Annotated in this window: 19 protein-coding genes; 9 read left to right on the forward strand and 10 right to left on the reverse strand. The window is 53.7% G+C overall.

The window, feature by feature from the left end:
* Positions 1–37: 37 nt before the first annotated feature.
* Positions 38–1,216 carry an amidohydrolase gene (locus tag SGR01S_RS21040; RefSeq protein ID WP_061808493.1) on the reverse strand — a complete coding sequence of 393 codons (1,179 nt, stop codon included), beginning with the start codon at positions 1,214–1,216 and terminating at the stop codon, positions 38–40.
* A 5-nt stretch (positions 1,217–1,221) separates the two neighbouring features.
* A complete protein-coding gene (locus SGR01S_RS21045) occupies positions 1,222–2,412 on the reverse strand; it encodes an MFS transporter (RefSeq protein WP_061808494.1) in 1,191 nt (396 codons plus the stop codon).
* 195 nt (positions 2,413–2,607) lie between these two features.
* Here SGR01S_RS21045 and SGR01S_RS21050 point away from each other — a divergent pair, with 195 nt between their 5' ends.
* Positions 2,608–3,516 carry a LysR substrate-binding domain-containing protein gene (locus SGR01S_RS21050; RefSeq protein ID WP_061808495.1) on the forward strand — a complete coding sequence of 303 codons (909 nt, stop codon included), beginning with the start codon at positions 2,608–2,610 and terminating at the stop codon, positions 3,514–3,516.
* A 2-nt stretch (positions 3,517–3,518) separates the two neighbouring features.
* Here SGR01S_RS21050 and SGR01S_RS21055 read toward each other — a convergent pair whose 3' ends face one another.
* Positions 3,519–3,926 carry an OsmC family protein gene (locus SGR01S_RS21055; RefSeq protein WP_037424968.1) on the reverse strand — a complete coding sequence of 136 codons (408 nt, stop codon included), beginning with the start codon at positions 3,924–3,926 and terminating at the stop codon, positions 3,519–3,521.
* A 379-nt stretch (positions 3,927–4,305) separates the two neighbouring features.
* On the opposite strand from SGR01S_RS21055, the gene crp reads away from it, so the two are divergent.
* Positions 4,306–4,938 (forward strand): cAMP-activated global transcriptional regulator CRP, encoded by a 633-nt coding sequence (gene crp / locus SGR01S_RS21060; RefSeq protein ID WP_004718520.1) that lies wholly within the window; start codon positions 4,306–4,308, stop codon positions 4,936–4,938.
* A gap of 54 nt (positions 4,939–4,992) precedes the next feature.
* Positions 4,993–7,068, forward strand: coding sequence for a YccS/YhfK family putative transporter (locus tag SGR01S_RS21065; RefSeq protein WP_037425001.1), 2,076 nt, complete (start codon positions 4,993–4,995; stop codon positions 7,066–7,068).
* A 37-nt stretch (positions 7,069–7,105) separates the two neighbouring features.
* Here SGR01S_RS21065 and argD read toward each other — a convergent pair whose 3' ends face one another.
* The 6 genes from argD to ppiA all read right to left on the reverse strand — a co-directional run bounded on the left by argD (position 7,106) and on the right by ppiA (position 14,220).
* A complete protein-coding gene (gene argD / locus SGR01S_RS21070) occupies positions 7,106–8,323 on the reverse strand; it encodes a bifunctional acetylornithine/succinyldiaminopimelate transaminase (protein WP_061808496.1) in 1,218 nt (405 codons plus the stop codon).
* Between the two features lie 131 nt (positions 8,324–8,454).
* Positions 8,455–9,030 (reverse strand): aminodeoxychorismate synthase component II, encoded by a 576-nt coding sequence (locus SGR01S_RS21075; protein ID WP_061808497.1) that lies wholly within the window; start codon positions 9,028–9,030, stop codon positions 8,455–8,457.
* Positions 9,031–9,135: 105 nt separating this feature from the next.
* Positions 9,136–10,662 carry a helicase HerA-like domain-containing protein gene (locus tag SGR01S_RS21080; protein ID WP_037424974.1) on the reverse strand — a complete coding sequence of 509 codons (1,527 nt, stop codon included), beginning with the start codon at positions 10,660–10,662 and terminating at the stop codon, positions 9,136–9,138.
* Between the two features lie 286 nt (positions 10,663–10,948).
* The gene (btsR, locus tag SGR01S_RS21085) at positions 10,949–11,674 is read right to left on the reverse strand and encodes a two-component system response regulator BtsR (protein ID WP_037424977.1); all 726 of its coding nucleotides are present in this window, start codon (positions 11,672–11,674) and stop codon (positions 10,949–10,951) included.
* Positions 11,674–13,359, reverse strand: coding sequence for a sensor histidine kinase (locus SGR01S_RS21090; RefSeq protein WP_037424979.1), 1,686 nt, complete (start codon positions 13,357–13,359; stop codon positions 11,674–11,676). The genes btsR and SGR01S_RS21090 overlap by 1 nt, the downstream gene beginning before the upstream one ends.
* Positions 13,360–13,650: 291 nt before the next feature.
* The gene (gene ppiA, locus SGR01S_RS21095; protein ID WP_061808498.1) at positions 13,651–14,220 is read right to left on the reverse strand and encodes a peptidylprolyl isomerase A; all 570 of its coding nucleotides are present in this window, start codon (positions 14,218–14,220) and stop codon (positions 13,651–13,653) included.
* Positions 14,221–14,576: 356 nt separating this feature from the next.
* Between ppiA and SGR01S_RS21100 the strand changes: the two genes are divergently transcribed.
* The 4 genes from SGR01S_RS21100 (at position 14,577) to tsgA (ending at position 18,796) form a co-directional block, all read left to right on the forward strand.
* Positions 14,577–14,921, forward strand: coding sequence for a PTS lactose/cellobiose transporter subunit IIA (locus tag SGR01S_RS21100; RefSeq protein WP_037425003.1), 345 nt, complete (start codon positions 14,577–14,579; stop codon positions 14,919–14,921).
* A complete protein-coding gene (locus SGR01S_RS21105) occupies positions 14,918–16,225 on the forward strand; it encodes a 6-phospho-beta-glucosidase (RefSeq protein WP_061808499.1) in 1,308 nt (435 codons plus the stop codon). The genes SGR01S_RS21100 and SGR01S_RS21105 overlap by 4 nt, the downstream gene beginning before the upstream one ends.
* Before the next feature lie 97 nt (positions 16,226–16,322).
* Complete coding sequence (locus tag SGR01S_RS21110) at positions 16,323–17,303, forward strand: LacI family DNA-binding transcriptional regulator (RefSeq protein ID WP_061808567.1); 981 nt, start codon at positions 16,323–16,325, stop codon at positions 17,301–17,303.
* 308 nt (positions 17,304–17,611) lie between these two features.
* The gene (gene tsgA, locus SGR01S_RS21115) at positions 17,612–18,796 is read left to right on the forward strand and encodes an MFS transporter TsgA (RefSeq protein ID WP_037424992.1); all 1,185 of its coding nucleotides are present in this window, start codon (positions 17,612–17,614) and stop codon (positions 18,794–18,796) included.
* Between the two features lie 60 nt (positions 18,797–18,856).
* Here tsgA and SGR01S_RS21120 read toward each other — a convergent pair whose 3' ends face one another.
* A complete protein-coding gene (locus tag SGR01S_RS21120; protein WP_370452819.1) occupies positions 18,857–20,125 on the reverse strand; it encodes a cytosine deaminase in 1,269 nt (422 codons plus the stop codon).
* 303 nt (positions 20,126–20,428) lie between these two features.
* On the opposite strand from SGR01S_RS21120, the gene nirB reads away from it, so the two are divergent.
* Both nirB and nirD read left to right on the forward strand, forming a co-directional pair.
* Positions 20,429–22,978, forward strand: a complete 2,550-nt coding sequence (nirB, locus tag SGR01S_RS21125) for a nitrite reductase large subunit NirB (protein WP_061808501.1) — start codon at positions 20,429–20,431, stop codon at positions 22,976–22,978.
* Entirely contained in the window at positions 22,975–23,301 is a 327-nt protein-coding gene (gene nirD / locus SGR01S_RS21130) for a nitrite reductase small subunit NirD (protein WP_061808502.1), read from the forward strand. Before nirB ends, nirD begins: the two co-directional genes overlap by 4 nt.
* Positions 23,302–23,305 lie beyond the last annotated feature (4 nt).

Genomic DNA, 23,305 nt, shown 5'->3' on the forward strand with positions numbered 1-23,305 from the left:
CAACAGATGGGCGCGGCGAAACACCGCGCCCATCGTCTTATTGCATTAACAGGTGGCGAATAAAGCCGACATGCAGTTTCACCCCAATCTGCAATGCTGCTTCGTCCAGTTTGAAACGAGGGTTATGGACACTGTAGGTTGCGCCGATCGTTTCGTTACCACTGCCGATAAACAAGAAGCATCCCGGCACTTTCTCTTGGTAAGACGAGAAATCCTCGCTACCGAACATCGCTGACCCCATTTCCCTCAACGCCTGCGTGCCCACAACGGCAGCAATCACATCACGGGCGATACTACAGGCATCTGGGTGGTTATTGCCAATGGTGTAGCCCTTCGTCCACTCCAGCTTATATTCCGCACCATGTGCCTGACAGACGCCTGCCAATGTTTGCTCCATCAGCTTTGGTACCCTGGCTCTTACGTCGCGGCTGTGCGTCCGTAAGGTTCCCGCCAATCGCGCACTGTCGGGGATAACGTTGTAGCTGTCGCCCGCCTGGAAGGTAGCCACTGTCAATACTGGCGCATTCAGCGGATCCAGTTTACGCGCGACTATCTGCTGTAAGGCAGTAACCACCTCGGCCCCAATAGTCACGGGATCGATGCATAAGTGCGGCATCGACCCATGCCCGCCCTTGCCCTGCAGCACAATGTCAAAGTTGTCGCTCGAGGCACTGAACACGCCCTGTTTGATTGCCACTTCGCCGGTCGGGAAGTTTGGCATGACATGCAGGCCAAAAATCATCTCCACGCCGTCCAACACGCCGAGTTCAACCAGCTGTTGCGCGCCACCCGGTGGCACCTCCTCGGCGTGCTGGAAGATAAACCGTACCGACCCCTTGATCTGAGCCTGTAAACGGCACAGCACGCTGGCGGCCCCCAGCAGCATTGCACTGTGCGCATCGTGGCCACATGCATGCATTACCCCAGGTCGGGTCGAACAGAAGGCTTCATCACTCACCTCCTGAATAGGCAGCGCATCAATGTCCGCACGCAACGCGTAACACGGCCCCGGCGCAGCACCTTGCAGCTCAGCGACCACACTGTTCGGTGTCGGTCTGGTAATTGTCAATGGACCAAAGGTCGCCAGCTCACCGGCGATATACTCTGCGGTGTTCGTTTCCTGAAAAGACAACTCGGGATAAGCATGTAAGTGTCGACGCCAGCGTACGACATCTCGTTCAACCTCGGCCAACAGCGTTTCAATATTCATGTTCATTCTCCTTAATTCAGTGCCGACTGGCGTGCTTTACCCGCCAGCGGCAAGATCACCAATCCGGAAACCACCATCGCCACAGCCAAAAATATAAATGTGCTCATATAGCCATTGCTGATGGTGATCAGATATCCCATGACAACAGGAGCGACAAAACCACCCAATGTGCCCCCTGTGTTGATTAACCCCATGGCGGCGCCTATCACATCCACTGGCAGCCGTTTCATCGGCAACGTGAACACCGTGACAAACGACGCCATCAGGAAGACATAACCGAGGAACAGGAACAGGCTGGCGGCCAGCGCTGACCCGCTGGTAAATACCAGCCAGATACACAGCGCACTGAGCAGTGAACAAATGCAAATAACCAGCGGCTCACGTCCTTCCAAATAACGCCCCACCAGCCAACCGGTTGCCAGAGAGGAGATCCAGATCCCCAGCCCGCCCGCAGCCACCACCATGCTGGAAAGGCCAAGCGACATACCGCGCTGTTGCACCAGGAATTTTGGCAACCACGCCATTAGCCCGTAGGAGGGAATATTGATGCAGAAAATCGCCAAAAACAGCAGTAACACGATGGGACTTTTCAGTAACGTGCGGTAATTACTCCCCGTCGACCCGGGCTGTTTTGGCTCTGCCTGAGGCGGATTTGGTACCAGCCACAAAATACAGGCAGCGATCATAAAGGCCAGCATGCCAAGCATAGAAAACGAACCGCGCCAGCCGATATGTTCGAGACAATAAACGGCCACAAGAGGCCCGGCAGTCATTGCCAACCCTGCGGAAGACAACAAAATAGACTGCGCGAACGTGCGCTGCTCAAGAGGGAAATTGGCCACGACCGCTTTGGCGCATGAACTTGGATATCCGGAATGACCAATACCAGACAGGAAACGGAAGGCCACCAGCAGGCCCAGACCGAACCCCAGCAGGCCGAAACATAGTGCAAAGCCCCCCAGTAAAAACAGAGAACTGCACAGCACTTTCTTAAAGCCAAAACGATCGCAGAGCCAACCCGCCGGTATCTGGAACAATGAATACGCCAGGAAGAACATCCCTGTGATATAGCCCAGTTGCTCTGCCTGCAAATTAAACTCTCGTTCAATAGGCAACAGCGCAAAACCCATAACACTCTTGTCGATGTAAACCACTACATAACCCACAAACAGCAAAAAAATCATTAGCGAACGATTTTTCATAGCTGATATTCCTTTAAGTTATCGCCCCAGTGTATGCCCGACAGAATGGGCACGCGGTAATAGTGTGCGCTTCGTCACTTTATAGTTTTAATAACAACCAATTAAGTCATACATGGCGAAATTATAGGCTTTACGCAGGCGGCGTAAGATGCAATCTTTTAAGCGGTGATGCTTTTTACTGATAGGGGGGGATGAGTGCGCTATTTACCTAAGTTGCAGCAGTTAAAGGTATTCCAACAGGTCATCCGCAGCGGCAGCATCCGTGGTGCGGCTCGCGCCCTGGGGCAATCCCAACCTGCAGTGAGCCGTAGCATCCGCGAACTGGAGCAAACGTTGGAAACCCAGTTAATTCTGCGCAGTAGCCAAGGGATGACGTTGACCGCAACCGGTCGTGCTTTTTCGCTGCGGATGCAGCTTATCCTGGAGGAATTGCAGCGCGCTTCCGATGAGATCCAGCAACTCAATCAACATTCACAGGGTAGCGTCGCCATCGGCTGCTCTTCGTTACTGGCACTTACGGTACTGCCGGGGCTGGTAGATGCATTCAAATGTCAGTTCCCGCAAGCCAACCTGATAATCCGCGAAGCGCAGCTATCTACTCTGTTGCCGGCCTTGCGTGAGGGGAGACTGGATTTCGTCGTCGGCACTGTTAGCCCTGGACTTCCGCTGGAAGAAATGTGTCATGAGCCGTTATTCAACGCGCCATTTTGCATTATCGCACGTGATGGGCACCCGCTGGCGCAGGCAACGTCGCTGGATGATTTGCGGCAAGCCAAGTGGCTGCTGCCGGAAACCGACATGGGGTATTATCATCAATTACAGTCAGTACTCGGAAACTTTTATCAACAGTTGACCCATGCGCCGATTCGTTCGGATTCTGTAGTCTGTGGACTGAACATGGTGTTGGAAACGGACTGTTTGACTATCGTGGCGCGGGCGATGAGCAACCCGTTCTCTTTGCGGGGAAAATTGGCAATCCTGCCTATCGACACTTTGCCACAGGCGCAATATGGCGTGCTGTATTCGCAAAAATCGCCGCTGACAGTGACGGCGCGGCGATTTCTCGATTTATTACGTACCCATTGCCAACGCTACAGCTGGTAGGGTCAGGCTACGTCGCGGATCTCGAAGCTGTGAGTCACACTGGCGGCCTTACTCAGCATCAATGACACCGAGCAGTATTTCTCTGCCGAGAGGTTCACTGCCCGCTCAACGACTTTGTCGCTCAGATCCTTACCGGTCACGATAAAATGCAGGTTGATATGGGTGAACAAACGCGGTGCTTCTTCACGTCGTTCAGAAGTCAGCTTGACCTCGCAGTCGCGCACATCATTACGCCCTTTTTGCAAGATCGACACCACATCGATAGCACTGCACCCCCCCACCGACATCAGCACCATTTCCATCGGGCTAGGCGCTTTATCGCCCGCATTGCCGTCCATCAATACCTGATGGCCAGACGCGGATTCACCCAGAAACGTTAACCCTTCCACCCACTTAACTCTTGCCTGCATGCTGGTCACTCCGGTTAATTTCTTAAAATCAGGGTACGCTTTCGCATAGAAACTGGCAACGGAACCTGATGCTAATCATGCTGAAGCGAGACAACACAAGACACCCGCCTCACTCTGTGCTACAAACAGAGCCGCAATAAATCTTTCCGGGACACTGATTTCAGGGAAACTCCCAGGGAAAGGCTCCTTTACCGGTATGTTAACAGAATGTAGCTTGCAGCTCTCCCGGCAAGTTAATATGCTAGAGCGACAGCGTATATTTATGACACGCCTCAAAATCTGCTGATAGCCACCATTAAAACAACGGCGACAACAGGTTTTACAGGGAACTCTGACCCCTGTGACACAAGGCAGCGATAACAACAGAGGATAACAGCGAATGGTTCTCGGCAAACCGCAAACAGACCCTACTCTCGAATGGTTCCTGTCTCATTGCCATATCCACAAATATCCATCCAAAAGTACGCTGATTCACCAAGGTGAAAAGGCCGAAACGCTTTACTACATCGTTAAAGGCTCCGTCGCGGTGCTGATTAAGGATGAAGAAGGTAAAGAGATGATTTTGTCCTACCTTAACCAGGGGGATTTCATCGGCGAGCTTGGATTATTTGAAGAAGGTCAGGAGCGTAGCGCCTGGGTTAGGGCGAAAACCGCCTGTGAAGTGGCTGAAATTTCCTACAAGAAATTCCGCCAGCTAATTCAGGTCAACCCAGACATCCTGATGCGCCTGTCAGCCCAGATGGCAAACCGTCTGCAGATAACGTCTGAGAAAGTGGGTAACCTCGCCTTCCTCGACGTTACAGGCCGTATCGCGCAAACACTGCTGAACCTGGCAAAACAACCTGATGCCATGACCCATCCTGATGGTATGCAGATTAAAATTACTCGCCAGGAAATTGGCCAGATCGTCGGTTGTTCACGTGAAACCGTTGGCCGTATTCTGAAAATGCTGGAAGATCAAAACCTGATCTCCGCCCACGGCAAAACTATTGTCGTTTACGGCACGCGTTAATCACTGAAAAAACGGCGCGATGTTTCGCGCCGTTTTTTTATGCCCCAAGTCATCATGTGGCGCCGACTGATTTACCACCCGGAAGTCAATTACGCACTGCGGCAAACGCTGGTGCTGTGCCTGCCAGTGCTACTCGGCCTGTTGATCGGCCAACTGCAATACGGACTGTTATTTTCCCTGGTTCCTGCCTGCTGTAATATTGCCGGGCTGGATACCCCTCACAAACGCTTCTTCAAACGCCTGATCGTCGGTGGTTCGCTATTTGCACTCAGCAGCCTGCTATTACAGCAAGCATTGCTGTGGCACCTGCCGTTGCCGGTACTGATGCTCGGCCTGGCGCTGCTCCTCGGCGTAAGCGGTGAAATCAGCCCGTTACATGCCCGCCTGCTACCCGCCTCGTTGGTTGCGGCCATCTTTTCTCTCAGCATGGCCGGTACGGTTCCGCTTTGGCACGCGCCGTTGCTATACGTCGTGGGCACAGCCTGGTACGGCCTGTTTACCTGGTTCTGGTTCACGCTGTGGAAAGAGCAACCAATGCGCGAGTCGCTCAATCAGCTCTATCTGGAACTGGCAGATTACTTTGAAGCCAAATATTCGCTGCTGACCCAACATACCGATCCACAGACCGCGTTACCGCCCCTGTTGGTGCGCCAGCAAAAAGTGATGGATCTAATCACCCTGCTGTATCAGCAGCTTAACTTTCTACCGCACGCCAGTAACCTCGAGCAAAAACGCCTGCAGCGTACTTTTCAGGTCGCACTGGATTTGCAGGAACACATTACCGTCAGCCTGCATCTACCGGAAGAAGTGCAAAAACTGGTGGAACAGAGCCAAGCCGAAGCGATCATCCGCCGTAATGCACAGGTGATTGCCGGCCGCCTGCGCACGGTGGCGCACGATATTCTTTATCACCAGCATTCTCAGCGCTTCAATATGGACAATGAACTGGCGGCACTAGAAAAAGTGGCGACGCAGCACCCAGACAACCCGGTTGGGCAGTTCTGTTACTACCATTTCAGTCGCATCGCCCGTCTGCTGCGCACTCAGCACCCGCTTTACCGTCGCGATTTGATGGCCAATCAAAACCGCCTGCCTTTCTGGCCCGCCTTGGTCAGCTATCTGTCATTCAAATCCAACGCCCTGCGCAATGCGGCGCGATTGGGTGTCACACTTGCTGCGGGCAGTAGCCTCGGGATGGTTTTCAACCTGCCTAAACCTTACTGGATCCTGTTGACCATCATGCTGGTGAGCCAGAACGGCTATAACGCCACCCGGGTACGTATCCAGCACCGTGCACTCGGTACTTTGGTCGGGCTGGTGATCGCTGCTGGCCTGCTGCAATTGCAGCTGCCTGAAGCAGAAACGCTCAGCGTGATGCTGGTGATCACTCTGCTCGCCTACTTGGTCTCGCGTAAAAACTACGGGCTGGCGGTGATTGGCTTTACGGTGACAGCGGTCTACACCTTGCAATTACTGGCGCTAAACGGCACCCATTTCTTGGTACCGCGCCTGATCGATACCTTGATTGGGTGTGTGCTGGTGTTCGGTAGCACCATCTGGTTGTGGCCGCAGTGGCAAAGCGGCTTGCTGCGTAAAAACGCCCACCAGGCGCTGGAGAACGATCAACAGGCATTGCGTTTGCTGCTGGAAGAGCAAGAACCCGACCCCAGTGCACTGGCCTATGCCCGTATGCAGGTCAATCAGGCGCACAATGCGCTTTTCACCTCGTTGAATCAGGCGATGCAGGAACCGGGATTTGAATCGAGCTATCTGGCGGATATGCGCCTGTGGGTGACACACAGCCAGTTTATTGTCGAACACCTTAATGCGATGACTATTCTGGCGCGCGAGCACTATATGCTGACGCCAAAACTGGCGGAGGAATATCTGCAATCTTGTGAGATTGCGCTGCAAAGCTGTCAGCAACGGCTGGAGTACGACGGGCCAAGCAGTGGCAACAGCATTATGCAGCCGCCGGACTTGCACCCTGATATGCCGGTGACCGAAATGGAACGCCACCTGCGGCGTATTTTGTCGCACCTGAGCGTCATGCATACCATCTCGTCATTGGCCTGGAGCCAACGCCCACATCATGGCATTTGGCTGAAGCGTAAACTCCGCGATCAATAAGGGCGCCGTATGGCGCCCCCGTTATCAAGACAACGCATTAAGCGTTAATCACATCCTGCACGGCCAACTCAAACAATGCCATACCGTCATCGATGTCCTGAGTTTCCACAACCAGTGAAGGGGCAAAACGAATGACATTTGGCCCTGCGTTAAGAATCATCAGCCCACGAGCGGCAGCAGCAGTCAGGAAGTCGCGCGCCTTGCCGTGGTATTGCGGAGTCAGCTCAGCGCCAATCAGCAAGCCCATGCCACGGATGTCACTGAAGATACCGTACTTCTCGCCAATCTTCTTTAATGCCTGCACGTACAAACCATGGCGCAGTTCAATGCCACTCAGTACTTCTGGCGTATTGATCACGTCCAGCGCTGCTTCTGCCACAGCACAGGCTAGCGGGTTGCCACCGTAGGTGGTGCCATGAGTACCCACCTGCATTACCGAAGCAATGTCTTCGGTGGTCAACATGGCGCTGACAGGGAAACCACCACCGAGTGCTTTGGCTGTGGTAAGAATGTCCGGCGTTACACCATAATGCATGTAAGCGAACAGCTTACCGCTACGCCCCATACCACTTTGTACTTCATCGAATACCAGTAGCGCCTGGTGCTTATCGCAGAGTTCACGCACACCTTTGAGGAATTCGGCATTTACCGGGGTAATACCGCCCTCACCCTGAATCGGCTCCATCACTACCGCACAGGTGTGATCATCCATTACGGCTTTTACTGCGGCCAGATCGTTGAACGGCACGTGCACGATATCCGCAGGTTTCGGCCCAAAGCCGTCAGAATACTTGGCCTGCCCACCCACGGAGACAGTGAAGAGCGTACGACCGTGGAAAGCGTTATAAAACGCGATTATTTTGGTTTTATACGGACTGTGGCGGGTAATAGCATAATGGCGCGCCAGCTTGAAGGCCGCTTCGTTGGCTTCCGCACCGGAGTTAGCGAAAAACACCCGATCGGCAAAGGTGGCCTTGATCAATTTGGTAGCCAAGCGCAGCGCCGGTTCGTTGGTGAACACGTTGCTGGTATGCCAAAGGGTCTCGCCCTGCTGTTTCAGCGCCGCCACCAGCGCCGGATGGCAATGCCCCAACGCCGTCACCGCAATGCCACCGGAAAAATCGATGTATTCTTTCCCTTGTTGATCCCACATGCGGCTGCCTTTGCCCCTGACCGGAACAAACTGCGCGGGTGCATAAACAGGCAGGATAACCTGGTCAAAGGTACTGCGGTTAACTGCGGATTTTTCGGTCATTATGGGGCCCACCCTAAATGTGACTCAGTCTTTTGGTTGCGATTGAGTGAAAATATAATCACAAAATATGCATAAAAAACCAATAAAGGGCAAACGCAAATCGTCTTCGCGGTTAAAAAAAACCTAACCGATTAACTTTTAAGGAAATTATCCAACAGCTGGTGGCCCTGCTCGCTAAGGATACTCTCCGGGTGGAACTGCACCCCTTCCAGCGCCAGTTGGCGGTGGCGGATCCCCATAATTTCATCGCGTACGCCGTCGCGCTCGCTCCAGGCCGTCACTTCAAAACAGTCCGGCAAAGTAGCAGCCTCAAGCACCAACGAGTGGTAGCGCGTCACGGTCAAAGGATTGTTCAGCCCGTGAAAAACACCGCTGTCGAAATGGCGGATCGCCGAGGTTTTACCGTGCATTACCTCACGGGCACGCACTACCTTGGCACCAAAGGCCTGCCCCAGTGCCTGGTGCCCCAGGCAAACGCCAAGGATCGGCAATTTACCGGCAAAATGCCGGATAGCCGCCAGCGAGATGCCGGCTTCATTCGGGGTACAAGGACCGGGGGAGATCACTAAACGCTGCGGCGCCAGCCGTTCGATATCGGTCAGTTGCAGCTCATCATTGCGCTTTACCAACACCTCGGCGCCCAATTCGCAGAAGTACTGGTAAAGGTTATAGGTAAAAGAGTCGTAGTTATCGATCAACAGCAGCATAGTGTTTCCAACGGACATCATCGTAGGGGGCGAATATCTTGCCCCGATTTACACGGGCGCAGTATACAACGCCCCTACAATACCGCCGCTACCGATAATTTCAGCTTACTTTTTGCGACCACCCATAATCGAGCCCAGCACGCCACGCAGGATCTGGCGGCCAAGGTCACGTGCCATGCTCTTGGCGGCGGTTTGGACGACACCGTCACGCTTACCGCCACGCGGGCCGGTAGAACCAAACAGAATTTCGTTCAATCCGCCCATCAAGCCACCGCCCGCCTGCTGTTGTGCCTGAGGTTGTGGTGCTGGCTGGCCTGCTTGCGGCGTGCCAACGGTAGAAAAACCCTGAGCTGACAGTTTTTCATAGGCAGACTCACGGTCAACCATATCTTCGTAACGCCCATACAGCGGCGACTTATTGATCGCACTGTTCAGCCCTTCAGCCCCCAGCATGCCCATCTTGGATTCCGGCGCGATCACCATCGCCCGTTCCACCACATTAGGACGCCCTTTTTCATCGAGGAAAGAGACCAACGCCTCGCCCACGCCCAGTTCGGTGATCGCCGTTTCGGCATCGAAGGCCGGATTGGCACGCATGGTTTGTGCCGCAGCCTTCACCGCCTTCTGGTCACGCGGCGTAAAAGCACGTAACGCATGCTGTACGCGATTACCTAACTGCCCCAGCACGCTGTCCGGGATATCCAGTGGGTTCTGGGTCACAAAGTAGATGCCGACGCCTTTGGAGCGGATCAGGCGCACCACCTGCTCGATTTTGGTCAGCAATGCCGCCGGCGCATCGTTGAACAACAGATGCGCTTCATCGAAGAAGAACACCAGCTTCGGCTGTTCCGGGTCGCCCACCTCCGGCAGGTGTTCGAATAGCTCAGCCAGGAGCCACAGCAGGAAAACCGAATACAGTTTCGGCTGATTAATCAGCTTATCGGCCGCCAGCAGATTGATAACACCATGCCCATTGGCGTCGGTTTTCATCAGGTCATTGATATCCAGCATCGGCTCGCCGAAGAACATATTGGCGCCCTGTTCCTCCAGCGTCAGCAAACCGCGCTGGATAGCGCCCACCGAAGCCGAAGAAATATTGCCGTATTGGGTCTGGAACTGTTTGGCGTTGTCACCCACGTACTGCACCATGGCGCGCAGATCTTTCATATCCAGCAACAACAACGCATTATCATCGGCAATTTTGAACACCAACTGCAAAACACCGCTTTGTACGTCATTCAAATCTAACAAACGGCCCAGCAGCAATGGCCCCAAGTCTGAAACGGTCGCGCGGATTGGGTGGCCCTTCTCGCCATAGATGTCCCATGGAATGATGGTGCAAGCTTGCGGCTGCCAGTCAGTGACACCGATGGCCGCCAAACGCGCCTGCAATTTCTCCGAGGGCACGGCTTCAGTGCCAATCCCTGAGAGATCGCCCTTCACGTCCGACAAAAATACCGGCACGCCAATGCGCGAAAACTGTTCAGCCATTTTTTGCAGCGTCACGGTTTTACCCGTCCCGGTTGCTCCGGTGATCAGACCATGGCGGTTCGCCAACGCGGGCAAAATAACCAAATCCTGTACCGGCTTACCGTCTTTCATCGCTTTGGCAATAATCCGTGCTTCACTCATTTTCTTTTCCTTGGACGCTCTGACACGGCGCAAAAAGCGCCTGTTGATGTCAATAAAGCTATAAGCGCGGCGTAACCCCGTCAAGGACAAACAAAAACGGAGCTACCAACCGGCTCGCGGGAGAATGAATTTAGGATTCCGCTTAAGACTGGGTTAGATTGACCACGAACAACTTGAACAATAAAACAGCAGATCGTACTGCATCTCTACTTCGACATGATTTCATGCGGGATTTTGTTAGTCGCCAATCTCAACAAAAAGAATACGAACAATGGCTACAAGAAAATCAACCTCGTAGCCCCAGCTCTTCTTTCAGCGCCTTCAGGTAACGACGGCTGACCGGTACCGGCTCGCCGACCGGCATGATCATTTCCGCCGCACCGTTGTCATCAAAGCGAATTTCACGCACCTGCTCCAGATTAACCAGATACTGGCGGTGACAGCGCACCAGCGGCGTTCGCATTTCCAGCGTGCGCAGCGTCAGCTCGGTGAAGCACTCCATGCCGTCATTGCGGACCACGAACACCCCACTCAATCGCGAACGAATAGCCACAACCTCATCAAAGCGCAGTAGATAAATACGGCTGTGGCCCGTGCAGGGAATGTATTTCAGGTAACCGGCACTTTCGTCCAGCACAGCCATATTTTGTTGTCCGCGATGCTGCTGCAAGCGCTGCAACGTTTTACTCAAGCGCTTAGGTTCCGCCGGTTTCAACAGGTAATCAAAGGCGTGTTCTTCGAAAGCCTGCACCGCGTATTCATCGTAAGCGGTCAGAAACACGATATGCGGCATACGATTGGGATCGAGCATGCCCACCATCTCCAACCCGGTGATGCGCGGCATCTGTATATCCAGAAACACCACGTCTGGCTGCAACCGATGGATACCACTGATGGCCTCTATTGCGTTAGCGCATTCACCAACAATGCTGATTCCCTCTTCTGCCTCCAGTAAATGCCGCAGGTTATCGCGAGCAGAAGGTTCATCATCAACAATCAGTACGTTTAACATCAGGCAGCCCTCGCCAGCGGTACATTGAGCGTAATACGGGTGAATAATTGCGGCTCGCAGGCCACCTGCACGCCATAGCCATCGCCGTAGCGTACACGAATACGCTTATCCACCAGGTTCATTCCCAACCCACTGTTATTTGCCTTCGGTTGGAATAGACCCGCATTGTCGGTCACTTGCAATAGTAAACATCCGTCCTCAAGCCGTGCGCCAATATCAATTCGCCCCACGCCCAACAACTGCGACGTACCATGCTTAATGGCATTCTCCACAATCGGTTGCAGTGAGAATGCCGGTAACCGCACCGCCAGCAACTCTTGCGGTAATGACATGGAGATCTCCAGCCGATCGGCAAAACGCGCCAGTTCGATCTGCAGATAGGCGTTCACGTGTTCAAGCTCATCCGCCAGGCTAACCTCGTCATCCGAGCGTTTCAGGTTCTTGCGGAAAAAGGTAGAAAGGTACTGCACCAACTCGCAAGCTCGGTTACCGTCACGACGGATAACCGCCACCAGCGTATTCAGGGTGTTAAACAGGAAGTGTGGGTTGACCTGCGCATGCAGCAATTTGATTTCCGACTGTGCCAACAACTGTTTATGGCGCTCATACTGCCCAGCCATAATCTGCGCGGATAACAGGCTGGCAATCCCCTCACCCAACGTCCGATTGATGGTGCTGAATAACCGACTCTTGGGTTCATAGAGTTTGATAGTACCAATCACCCGTTGGTTTTCACCGCGTAGTGGGATCACCAGCGTTGAACCCAGTTTGCAAGCAGGATTGATCGAGCAGCAGTAGGAAAGCTCATTACCGTCAGCGTAAACCACTTCGTTATTGTCGATCGCTCGGTGCGAGTGCCCTGATGAAATCGGCGTGCCTGGCAGGTGGTGGTCGTCACCGATACCAATAAACGCCAGCAGCTTCTCGCGGTCGGTAATGGCCACGGCGCCAATCCCCAGTTCCTGATAGATAACTCGCGCCACTTTCATGCTATTTTCCTGATCAAACCCCTGTCGCAAGATACCTTCGGTACGCTCCGCTATCTTCAACGCCTTGGCCGAAAACGCCCCGGTGTATTTCTCGAACATCGCCCGTCTATCGAGCAGGATCTGCATAAACATTGCGGCACCCACGGTATTGGCGATCAGCATTGGCAACGCAATGTGCTCCACCAGTCGCAGCGCTTCGTCGAACGGACGGGCAATCGCCAGGATAATCGCCATCTGGAGAACTTCTGTAACAAGCGCTACTCCTGCGACAAACAACGGGTTAAACAGCAAATCAATGCGACGATGGCGCATAGCGATACTGTGCACGACTCCGCCCACCAACCCTTCCGCCACGGTTGATACCGCACAGGCAACATCGGTCATGCCGCCGAGGGTGTAGCGGTGCAGCCCCCCCGTCAGCCCGACCAGGAAACCCACCGAAGGCCCGCCCAATAAGCCTCCCAACACGGCGCCGATCGCACGGGTGTTGGCGATTGAACCTTCGACATGCAGACCGAAATAGGTGCCCATGATGCAGAACACCGAGAAAATGACGTAACACAAAAGCTTATGTGGCAGACGAATAGTCACCTGCGTCAGCGGTATGAATAGCGGGGTTTTGCTCAGTAAATAAGCAATGACAAGGTAAACACACATCTGCTGCAATAGCAGCAGAACCTGGCTAAATTCAAACATGGCAGCAGTTCATCCCTTAATAAAACAGATGCGTACCCAACGTGGTTGAAGTTGCAGTTCGGTGGTAGGCGCGAAAATCCTCAGGCACTTATTCAGGTAAGTGGCTGGGATGACACATCTGCCGGGAGCAGATTTGTACGCTGCGGCTTCAAACAAGAGGGCATAACGCCGGGTTTCCGGTCTGATTATGAGCTGGCGATTAAAGCATGTGGCGGGGGAAAAAACAGTGATGCAGGTAAGGCTTCCAGGGGAAAGCAACGCAGCCGGCCCGCTGGGGCCGGCGCAAAATCATTATGGCAGCACTTTTGCTGACAAAATGACGATAGGCTTGCTCGGGACATTCTGGTACGGACCAACGTTACCGGTTGGTGCCTGGGAGATTTTATCCACTACATCCATACCTTTGATCACTTTACCGAACACCGCATAACCGAAGTCACGCTGACCGTGATCCAGGAAGGCATTATCCGCCACATTCAGGAAGAACTGGCTGGTAGCGCTGTCCTTGTCGGCAGTACGCGCCATCGAAATGGTGCCGCGCATGTTACGCAGACCGTTATCCGCTTCGTTCTTGATTGGCGCCTGCGTTGATTTTTGCTGCATATCCGCAGTAAAACCACCGCCCTGAACCATAAAGCCCGGGATCACACGGTGGAAAACAGTGTTGTTGTAATAGCCGCTGTTCACGTAGTCAACGAAGTTCTTGGTGGAAACCGGAGCCTTCTGACTGTCGAGCGCTAATTCGATATTCCCTGCTGAAGTGGTCAGCATGACATGAGTTTCACCGGCGGCGAAAGCAGCGGGCGCCATTGCTGTCAGGGAACACAGCGCAACGAAGGTCACTAAAGTACGTTTGAACATTAACGGGTCCTTTCTCTGGGAGACAAACAACGGAAAAGCGCCTTGATTCTAAAGAGCTGTACCTGCGAGTGCCAGCCATTTACCTATATTTACGTAATTGTGGGATATATCTCAGCCAACCCCGAAATTTACTGCCAAAAGTATGATCGCCTTAGACCTTTTTGCCAACCGCATCACGCATTTTTTGCCCTTTTTACACCTTCGTCGCTTTTTGCGACACAACTCCCGGTTTCGTTTCTCATTCTGGTTAATCTAAACAAATGAGAGCGCTCTCATTTTGGAGCGACACTGAAAATAATGAATATCCGCCGGCATGACTGTCGCGCAATAACAGGAGAAATAATGTGAGTGAATTGATGACTGAAACTGAAATCAGCCCCGATTTTGAAAGCACCATCATGGAACTGCTGGTGTTCTCCGGTGGCGCCCGCAGCAGTGCGCTGATGGCGCTACAGCAAGCCCGTGCCGGCGACTTTACCGCTTCAGCCAAACATATGGCCGAATCCAAACAGTCGGTAAAAAAGGCTCACCTGATCCAGACCCAACTGATCGGCCTGGACGAAGGCTGCGGCAAACTGACCATCAACCTGATTACCGTTCATGCTCAGGACCATCTGATGAACGCTATGGTGATCCAGGATCTGGCGGACGACATGATTGAACTTTATCGCCGTCAGGCCCAAATGGGGATTCATGCATGAAATCGTTAAAAATCGCTGTTATCGGCGGCGGCAGCAGCTACACGCCAGAATTGGTCGATGGGCTGATCCAACGTATTGAAGAGTTGCCGGTCACTGAATTGGCACTGGTAGACGTTGAGCCTGGCCGCGAGAAAGTAGAAATCATTGCCGCACTGACCCAACGTATGCTGGCACGCCACGGGCTGGAGCAAGTGAAGGTTAGCGTGCATTTCGAGCTGGATGACGCGATTCGCGGTGCCAGCTTCGTACTGACGCAGTTTCGCGTCGGGCAGTTGCCTGCACGTGCCGCCGACGAGCGTTTAGGGTTGAAATACGATTTGATCGGCCAGGAAACCACTGGCGTTGGTGGCTTTGCCAAAGCACTGCGCACAATTCCAGTCATGCTGGATATTGCACGCAGAGTAGAAAAATTGGCACCTGATGCCTGGATCATCAACTTCACCAACCCAGCCGGTATCGTCACTGAAGCGGTCTCTCGTTACACCAACGCGAAAATTATCGGCCTGTGCAATGTGCCGATCAGCATGCACCATATGATCGCCAACATGCTGAAAGCGCCTTATAGCGAAGTACAACTGCAGTTTGCCGGTCTGAACCACATGGTGTGGGTACATCAGGTAATGCAAAATGGCCTCGACGTGACCGACAAGGTCATCGATATGCTGTGCGACGGTGCCGCTCTGACTATGAACAACATCAAAGAAGAACCGTGGCAGCCTGATTTCCTGCGTGCTGTCGGTGCGATCCCATGCCCATATCACCGCTATTTCTATCAGACTAAAGAGATGCTGGCCGAAGAAATTGCCGCAGCGGCCGAACGCGGTACTCGCGCCGAACAAGTGATGAAAGTAGAGAAAGAGTTGTTTGAACTGTATGCCGACCCACATCTCGACAGCAAACCAGAACAACTCAGTTTCCGCGGCGGATCATACTATTCAGAAGTCGCGCTGGAGCTTATCCGTGCGATCCATAATAATCTCGGTACGCAATTAGTCGTCAATACAGCAAACCGTGGCGCTATTCGCGGTTTGCCAGACGACGCTGTGATAGAAACTAACTGTATCGTCGATGCACAGGGTGCACATCCGCTGACGTTTGGCACGTTGCCAGACGCCATGCATGCGCTGACCCAACAGGTCAAAGCCTACGAACGTCTGACCATCGAAGCTGCCGTACATGGCGATCGACGTAGCGGTCTGTTGGCGCTGGTCACCAATCCACTGGTAGGCAATGCTAACGTGGCACAACCCCTGCTGGATGAAGTGTTGGCGGTGAATGCACCTTATCTGCCGCAATTCAAATAACCGTCGGGCAAACCACGGTTACTGATACATTGCTATAACTAGTATGTCGGGGTTCGGTTCGCCGAACCCGTTTTTTGCTGTAATCAGGAGTCAGATGATGGTGACACTGGAAGATGTCGCAGCCTTGGCAGGCGTGTCACGCGCCACGGTGTCACGCGTAGTGAATGGCGATACCAACGTTAAAGGGCAAACCCGCGAGAAGGTTGAGCGTGCTGTAGCTCAACTCGGCTATACCCCCAATCCTGCCGCCCGTGCATTGGCTTCCAGCCACAGTAATACTCTGGGACTTGTCACCACCTCGTATCGCGGTGGTTTCTTCGGCGCACTCATGGACTGTGTCCAAACCGAAGCCGAATCTCACGGCAAGCAACTGCTTGTGACCCAGGGTCGTAGCAGTGCAGAAAACGAATGGCAGGCAATTCAGCGACTGTTCAGCCTACGCTGTGATGGCGTGATCCTTCATGTCCGTTTCCTCAGTGATGACCAACTGCGTCAATTAGCGACGGAACAACGCCGCTTTGTGCTACTCGATCGTCTGGTTCCCGGCCTGGAAGAGCGTTGCGTCACCTTCGATCATCCACGCGCCAGCCGAATGGCAACACAGCAGTTGATCGATGCCGGTCACCGGCACATCGCCTGCATCAGCGGCCCGCGCGACCGCCCTTCCAGCCGACTGCGACTCGATGGTTTTGAACAAGCGATGCAGTCTGCACATATCAAACCCGTCGCCTGCGTCGAAGGGCTATACGATCTTGAAAGCGGGTATCGTTGCGCCGACCAACTGCTGCAAATGAAAACGACGCCTACCGCAATCTATTGCTGCAACGAAGAGATGGCCATCGGTGCGCTGCTGGCGATCAACGAGCACCGCCTGCGAGTCCCGCAAGATATTTCGTTAATTTGTTACGACAGCGGTGAACGCGCCCCCTTCGTACGGCCTGCGCTGACCAGCGTGCATTTTCCAATTACCGAAATGGCACAGTACGCCGCGCGTCTGTTGATTGACCCGACCACAACCAGCATCAGCTTCTCGCCGATCGTCATCAGCCGTGACTCGATCGTGACGGCAAGCAAATAGATCACAAAAAAACCTCAGTAGCTTTCATTGATTGCATCAAAAAATCGACAGCCATCACAAAAACTCCCGTTGTCTGTGCTAGGATCCGCTCCCTGGTGGCCTGATCGGGACTTTTCTCTGCTTTTGCCAGGAAAAACCAGCGGCCTTTACCCAGTGTTATACCCTATGAATTTCAAATTGCAGCAAAGTGCCTAGCTCACTCATCGAAGCTTACTTAGGTAAGTGACTGGGGGAGTTAATGTAGGTAACAACACTGCGATTTGAAAGGCGGCGGGAGTAATCCTAACAGACATAATCAGGCCTATATAATGAATGACAGCAACCGTCTACGGCTTACCTGGATCAGCTATTTTTCTTACGCGCTGACCGGTGCTTTAGTTATCGTCACAGGGATGGTGATGGGAAACATTGCAGAGTACTTTAATCTGCCGGTTTCCAGCATGAGTAATACGTTTACCTTTCTTAACGCCGGTATTTTGATTTCGATCTTCCTCAATGCCTGGCTGATGGAAATTATCCCGCTGAAACGCCAACTGATGTTTGGCTTTATCCTGATGGTATTGGCTGTCGCAGGACTGATGGTGAGCAAAAGCTTAACCATGTTCTCGTTATGCATGTTTATCCTTGGTGTGGTCAGCGGTATCACCATGTCGATAGGCACCTTCTTGATCACCCATATGTACGCGGGCCGTCAACGCGGTTCACGTCTGCTGTTCACTGACTCCTTCTTCAGTATGGCTGGGATGATCTTCCCGATTGTCGCCGCAATGCTGTTGGCGCGTCAGATCGGTTGGTACTGGGTGTACGCGTGTATCGGCCTGCTGTACGTGGGTATCTTTGTGCTAACCCTGTTCTCCGAGTTCCCGGTTCTGGGCAATAAAGGCGCCGACGCGGGTCAGCCGGTAGCGAAAGAGAAATGGGGTATCGGCGTGTTGTTCCTGTCGATCGCCGCACTGTGCTACATCCTCGGTCAGCTCGGTTTCATTCAGTGGGTACCGGAATACGCCACCAAGTCCTTCGGGATGGATATCAGCCAGGCCGGTAAACTGGTGAGTGATTTCTGGACGTCGTACATGGTTGGTATGTGGGTGTTCAGCTTTATCCTGCGCTTCTTTGATTTGCAGCGCATCGTCACCATTCTGGCTGCGTTGGCGACCGGTGCGATGTATCTGTTCGTCAGCACCGACAACCCGGAACACCTGGGCTACTACATTATGGCTCTGGGCTTCGTTTCAAGTGCGATCTATACCACGTTGATCACTCTGGGCTCGTTGCAGACCAAGGTTTCCTCACCGAAACTGGTTAACTTCATCCTGACCTGCGGTACCATCGGTACCATGCTGACCTTCGTGGTCACTGGCCCGATTGTAGCGAAAGGTGGTGCACACGCAGCGCTGACTACCGCTAACGGCCTGTACCTGGCGGTATTCGTGATGTGTCTGCTGCTCGGTTTCGTGACCAAGCACCGCAGCCACGGCCACGTGACGCACTAATCTGCTATCGTGATGTGAAAAGGGCGCCTCGGCGCCCTTTTTTATACGACCTGCTGCACCTTAGCGCCGGAAATCCACCTTCTCATCCTGCGTCAGATACAACGTCGTTTCCGCGGGCCGGGTTTCGGCAATCACCGCCCCTTCGCGTATCGAATAGCGTACTGGCGTCTGCCTACGCACGGCATCAAAACCGCTTTCTGCAGGCAAAATTACCAGATTGGCGCTGTTGCCTGCCGCCAAGCCGTAATCCGTCAGATGTAAAGTCCGTGCACTGTGGCTGGTTATCAATTTCAACCCGTCGTCGATCTGGCCATACCCCATCAGTTGACACACATGCAACCCCATATGCAGCACCTGCAGCATATTGGCGGTACCCAGCGGATACCAAGGATCGAACACATCGTCATGACCAAAGCAGACGTTGATCTCCGCTTCCAGCATCTCCTTAACCCGGGTAATGCCACGCCGTTTAGGGTAGCTGTCGAAGCGTCCTTGCAGGTGGATATTCACCAGCGGATTCGCAACAAAGTTAATGCCGGACATTTTCAACAGACGGAATAACCGCGACGTGTAAGCACCATTGTAAGAGTGCATCGCCGTGGTGTGACTGGCCGTCACCCTACTCCCCATCCCCAACTTCAGCGCCAGTGCGGCGACGGTTTCAACAAAACGCGACTGCTCATCATCAATCTCGTCACAATGTACGTCTACCAGCCGATCGTACTTTTGCGCCAGGGCAAACGCCTTGTGCAAGGACTCCACCCCGTATTCACGGGTGAACTCAAAGTGTGGAATAGCGCCTACCACGTCGGCTCCCAGCCGCAGTGCTTCTTCCAACAGTGCCTCACCGTTGGGGTAGGACATAATGCCCTCTTGAGGGAAGGCGACGATTTGCAGCGTCACCCAAGGCGCAACCTCTTGTTTCACTTCCAGCATCGCACGTAACGCGGTCAGGGTTGGATCAGAGACGTCTACGTGAGTACGTACATATTGCACACCATTGGCGATCTGCCATTTGAGTGTCTGCCAGGCGCGTTGCTTAACATCTTCATGGGTTAGCAGCGCCTTGCGCTCTGCCCAACGCTCAATGCCTTCAAACAGGGTGCCAGACTGGTTCCAGGTTGGCTGTCCGGCAGTTTGGGTGGTATCCAAGTGAATGTGCGGCTCAACAAATGCCGGCATCGCTAACCCACCCTGCGCATCCAGCACATCGTTTCGCCACTCCAGCCCTTCCGGCTGGGGAACGAGATGCGCGATGCGCCCATGCTCGATAGCCAACTGCCACAACCCTTCATGCCCACTCAGACGCAGGTTGTCGATAAACTTCAATGGATTCTTGGACACCCTTCACCTCTGCTGTTTCAACCCGTTTTACTCATCATACTGGCAGCGAATCATACAGACAAAGCTACCGGGCGTTTATTACGCTGTCTGTTACTCCCGAATGCGTATTTATCGCGTTGACTGGCTCGTTTCAGCTAAAGGTGAATAAAAACCGCAACTTATGAAATATCGATAAAAATCATCCATATACCACATTAGAGGTATATGGAGGGACGCTTGATTTGCATCAATAAATCGCCCGTAGGGAGGAATAAGGTAACGCTAGGAAACCAGAATTTTGAGGCAATAATGAGCAGAGTCAAACTTGCTGTCATCGGTAACGGCATGGTCGGCCACCGATTTATCGAAGATCTGTTGGAAAAAGCAGACAAAGACCAGTTCGACATCACTGTATTTTGCGAAGAACCCCGCATCGCCTACGATCGCGTGCACTTGTCTTCTTATTTCTCCCACCATACTGCCGAAGAGCTTTCACTGGTGCGCGAAGGCTTTTATGAGAAACAGGGCGTGAAAGTACTGGTCGGTGAACGCGCTATCACCATCAACCGCAGCGAGAAAGTCATTCACTCCAATACCGGCCGCACGGTGTACTACGACAAACTGATCATGGCGACCGGTTCATACCCCTGGATCCCGCCGATTAAAGGCTCGGAAAGTCAGGACTGCTTCGTTTACCGTACCATTGAAGATTTGAACGCCATCGAAGCTTGCGCACGTCGCAGCAAACGCGGCGCGGTGGTCGGTGGTGGCCTGTTGGGGCTGGAGGCCGCTGGTGCGCTGAAAAGTCTGGGGGTTGAAACTCACGTCATTGAATTCGCCCCCGTGCTGATGGCTGAACAGCTCGATCCAATGGGCGGCGATCAGCTACGCCGCAAGATCGAACGCATGGGCGTCAAAGTCCATACCGGTAAAAACACCCAGGAAATCGTCAACGGCGGTGAACACGCACGTAAAACCATGCAGTTCGCCGACGGCACTGCGCTGGAAGTGGACTTTATCGTCTTCTCCACCGGCATCCGCGCCCAGGACAAGCTGGCCCACCAGTGCGGTCTGGCTACCGCCCGCCGTGGCGGCATCGTGATTAACGACAGTTGCCAGACCTCAGATCCGGACGTTTACGCCATCGGCGAATGCGCCTCATGGCGTGAGCGCACCTTCGGTCTGGTAGCGCCGGGCTATAAAATGGCGCAGGTCGTGGCCGACCATTTACTGGGCCGTGAAAACACCTTCCTGGGTGCCGACATGAGCGCCAAGCTGAAACTGCTGGGTGTCGACGTTGGCGGTATCGGTGATGCCCACGGCCGTACCGAAGGCGCCCGCAGCTATGTTTATCTGGATGAAAGCAAAGAAGTTTATAAACGCATTGTGGTCAGTGCCGACAACAAAACCCTGCTTGGTGCCGTCCTGGTCGGCGACACCAGCGATTATGGTAATTTGCTCCAGTTAACGCTTAACGCCATCGAACTGCCGGAAAATCCAGACGGTCTGATCCTGCCAGCGCATGCGGGCAGCAAACCGGCTATCGGTGTCGACTCACTGCCGGAAACGGCACAAATCTGTTCCTGCTTCGACGTCAGCAAAGGCGATATCATTAAAGCCGTCGGCATGGGTTGCCATACCGTTGCAGCAATCAAGTCAGAGACCAAAGCCGGTACTGGATGTGGCGGCTGTATTCCACTGATCACCCAAGTGCTGAACGCAGAACTGAGCAAACAGGGCATCGAGGTTAATCACCACCTGTGCGAACACTTCGCCTATTCACGCCAGGAGCTGTACCACCTGATCCGCGTCGAAGGCATCAAGTCCTTCGATGAACTGCTCACCAAATATGGCAAGGGTTACGGGTGTGAAGTCTGTAAACCGACCGTCGGCTCCCTGCTGGCTTCCTGTTGGAATGAATACATACTCAAACCACAACACACACCGTTGCAGGACACCAACGACAACTTCCTCGGCAATATCCAGAAAGACGGCACCTACTCGGTGATCCCACGCTCCCCCGGCGGCGAAATTACACCGGAAGGGTTGATGGTCGTTGGCCAGATCGCCAAGGAATATAATCTGTACACCAAGCTGACCGGCTCCCAACGCATCGGCATGTTCGGCGCCCAGAAAGATGACCTGCCGGCCATCTGGAGCAAACTGATTGCCGCCGGTTTTGAAACCGGCCACGCCTACGCCAAGGCGCTGCGCATGTCCAAAACCTGCGTCGGCAGTACCTGGTGCCGCTTTGGCGTCGGTGACAGCGTCGGTTTTGGCGTCAAGCTGGAACACCGCTACAAAGGCATCCGTACCCCGCACAAAATGAAGTTTGGTGTTTCCGGCTGCACCCGTGAATGCTCCGAGGCTCAGGGTAAAGACGTCGGCATTATCGCGACCGAAAACGGCTGGAACCTGTACGTGTGCGGTAACGGCGGGATGAAACCACGCCACGCCGACCTGCTGGCCGCAGATCTCGACAGCGAAACGCTAGAGCACTACCTCGATCGCTTCATGATGTTCTATATCCGCACCGCCGATAAGCTGCAACGCACCTCGGTATGGCTGGAAAGCCTGGAAGGCGGTATCGACTATCTGCGGAAGGTGATTATTGACGACAAACTGGGCATCAACGACCAACTGGAAGCCGAGATCGCCCGCCTGCGTGATGCAGTGGTCTGCGAGTGGAAAGAAACCGTTGAGCATCCGGAATCCCAAGTCCGCTTCGCCCACTTCATCAACAGCAACCTGCGCGATCCGAATGTGCAAGTGGTTGCCGAGCGTGAACAGCATCGGCCAGCGCGTCCGGATGAGCGTATTCCTGTCACTTTGCTGGAAGCTGAGGAGAACAACGCATGAGCCAGTGGACAACCCTTTGCGCCCTTACCGATATCTTACCCGGTACCGGTGTATGTGCCCTGATCGGTAACCAGCAGGTGGCGGTATTCCGTCCTTACGATGACGAACAGGTCTTTGCGATCAGCAATATTGATCCCTTCGCCCAGGCCAGCGTGTTATCACGTGGCCTGATCGCCGAGCATCAAGGTGAACTGTGGGTCGCCAGCCCACTAAAAAAACAACATTTCCGCCTGCACGACGGTTACTGTCTGGAAGATGAAAGCCGCTCCGTCGCGCATTTCACCAGTCGGGTTCTGGATGGCATGGTACAGGTCGCGGCCTGATATT

Source organism: Serratia grimesii NBRC 13537, assembly GCF_001590905.1.
Classification (GTDB): domain Bacteria; phylum Pseudomonadota; class Gammaproteobacteria; order Enterobacterales; family Enterobacteriaceae; genus Serratia; species Serratia grimesii.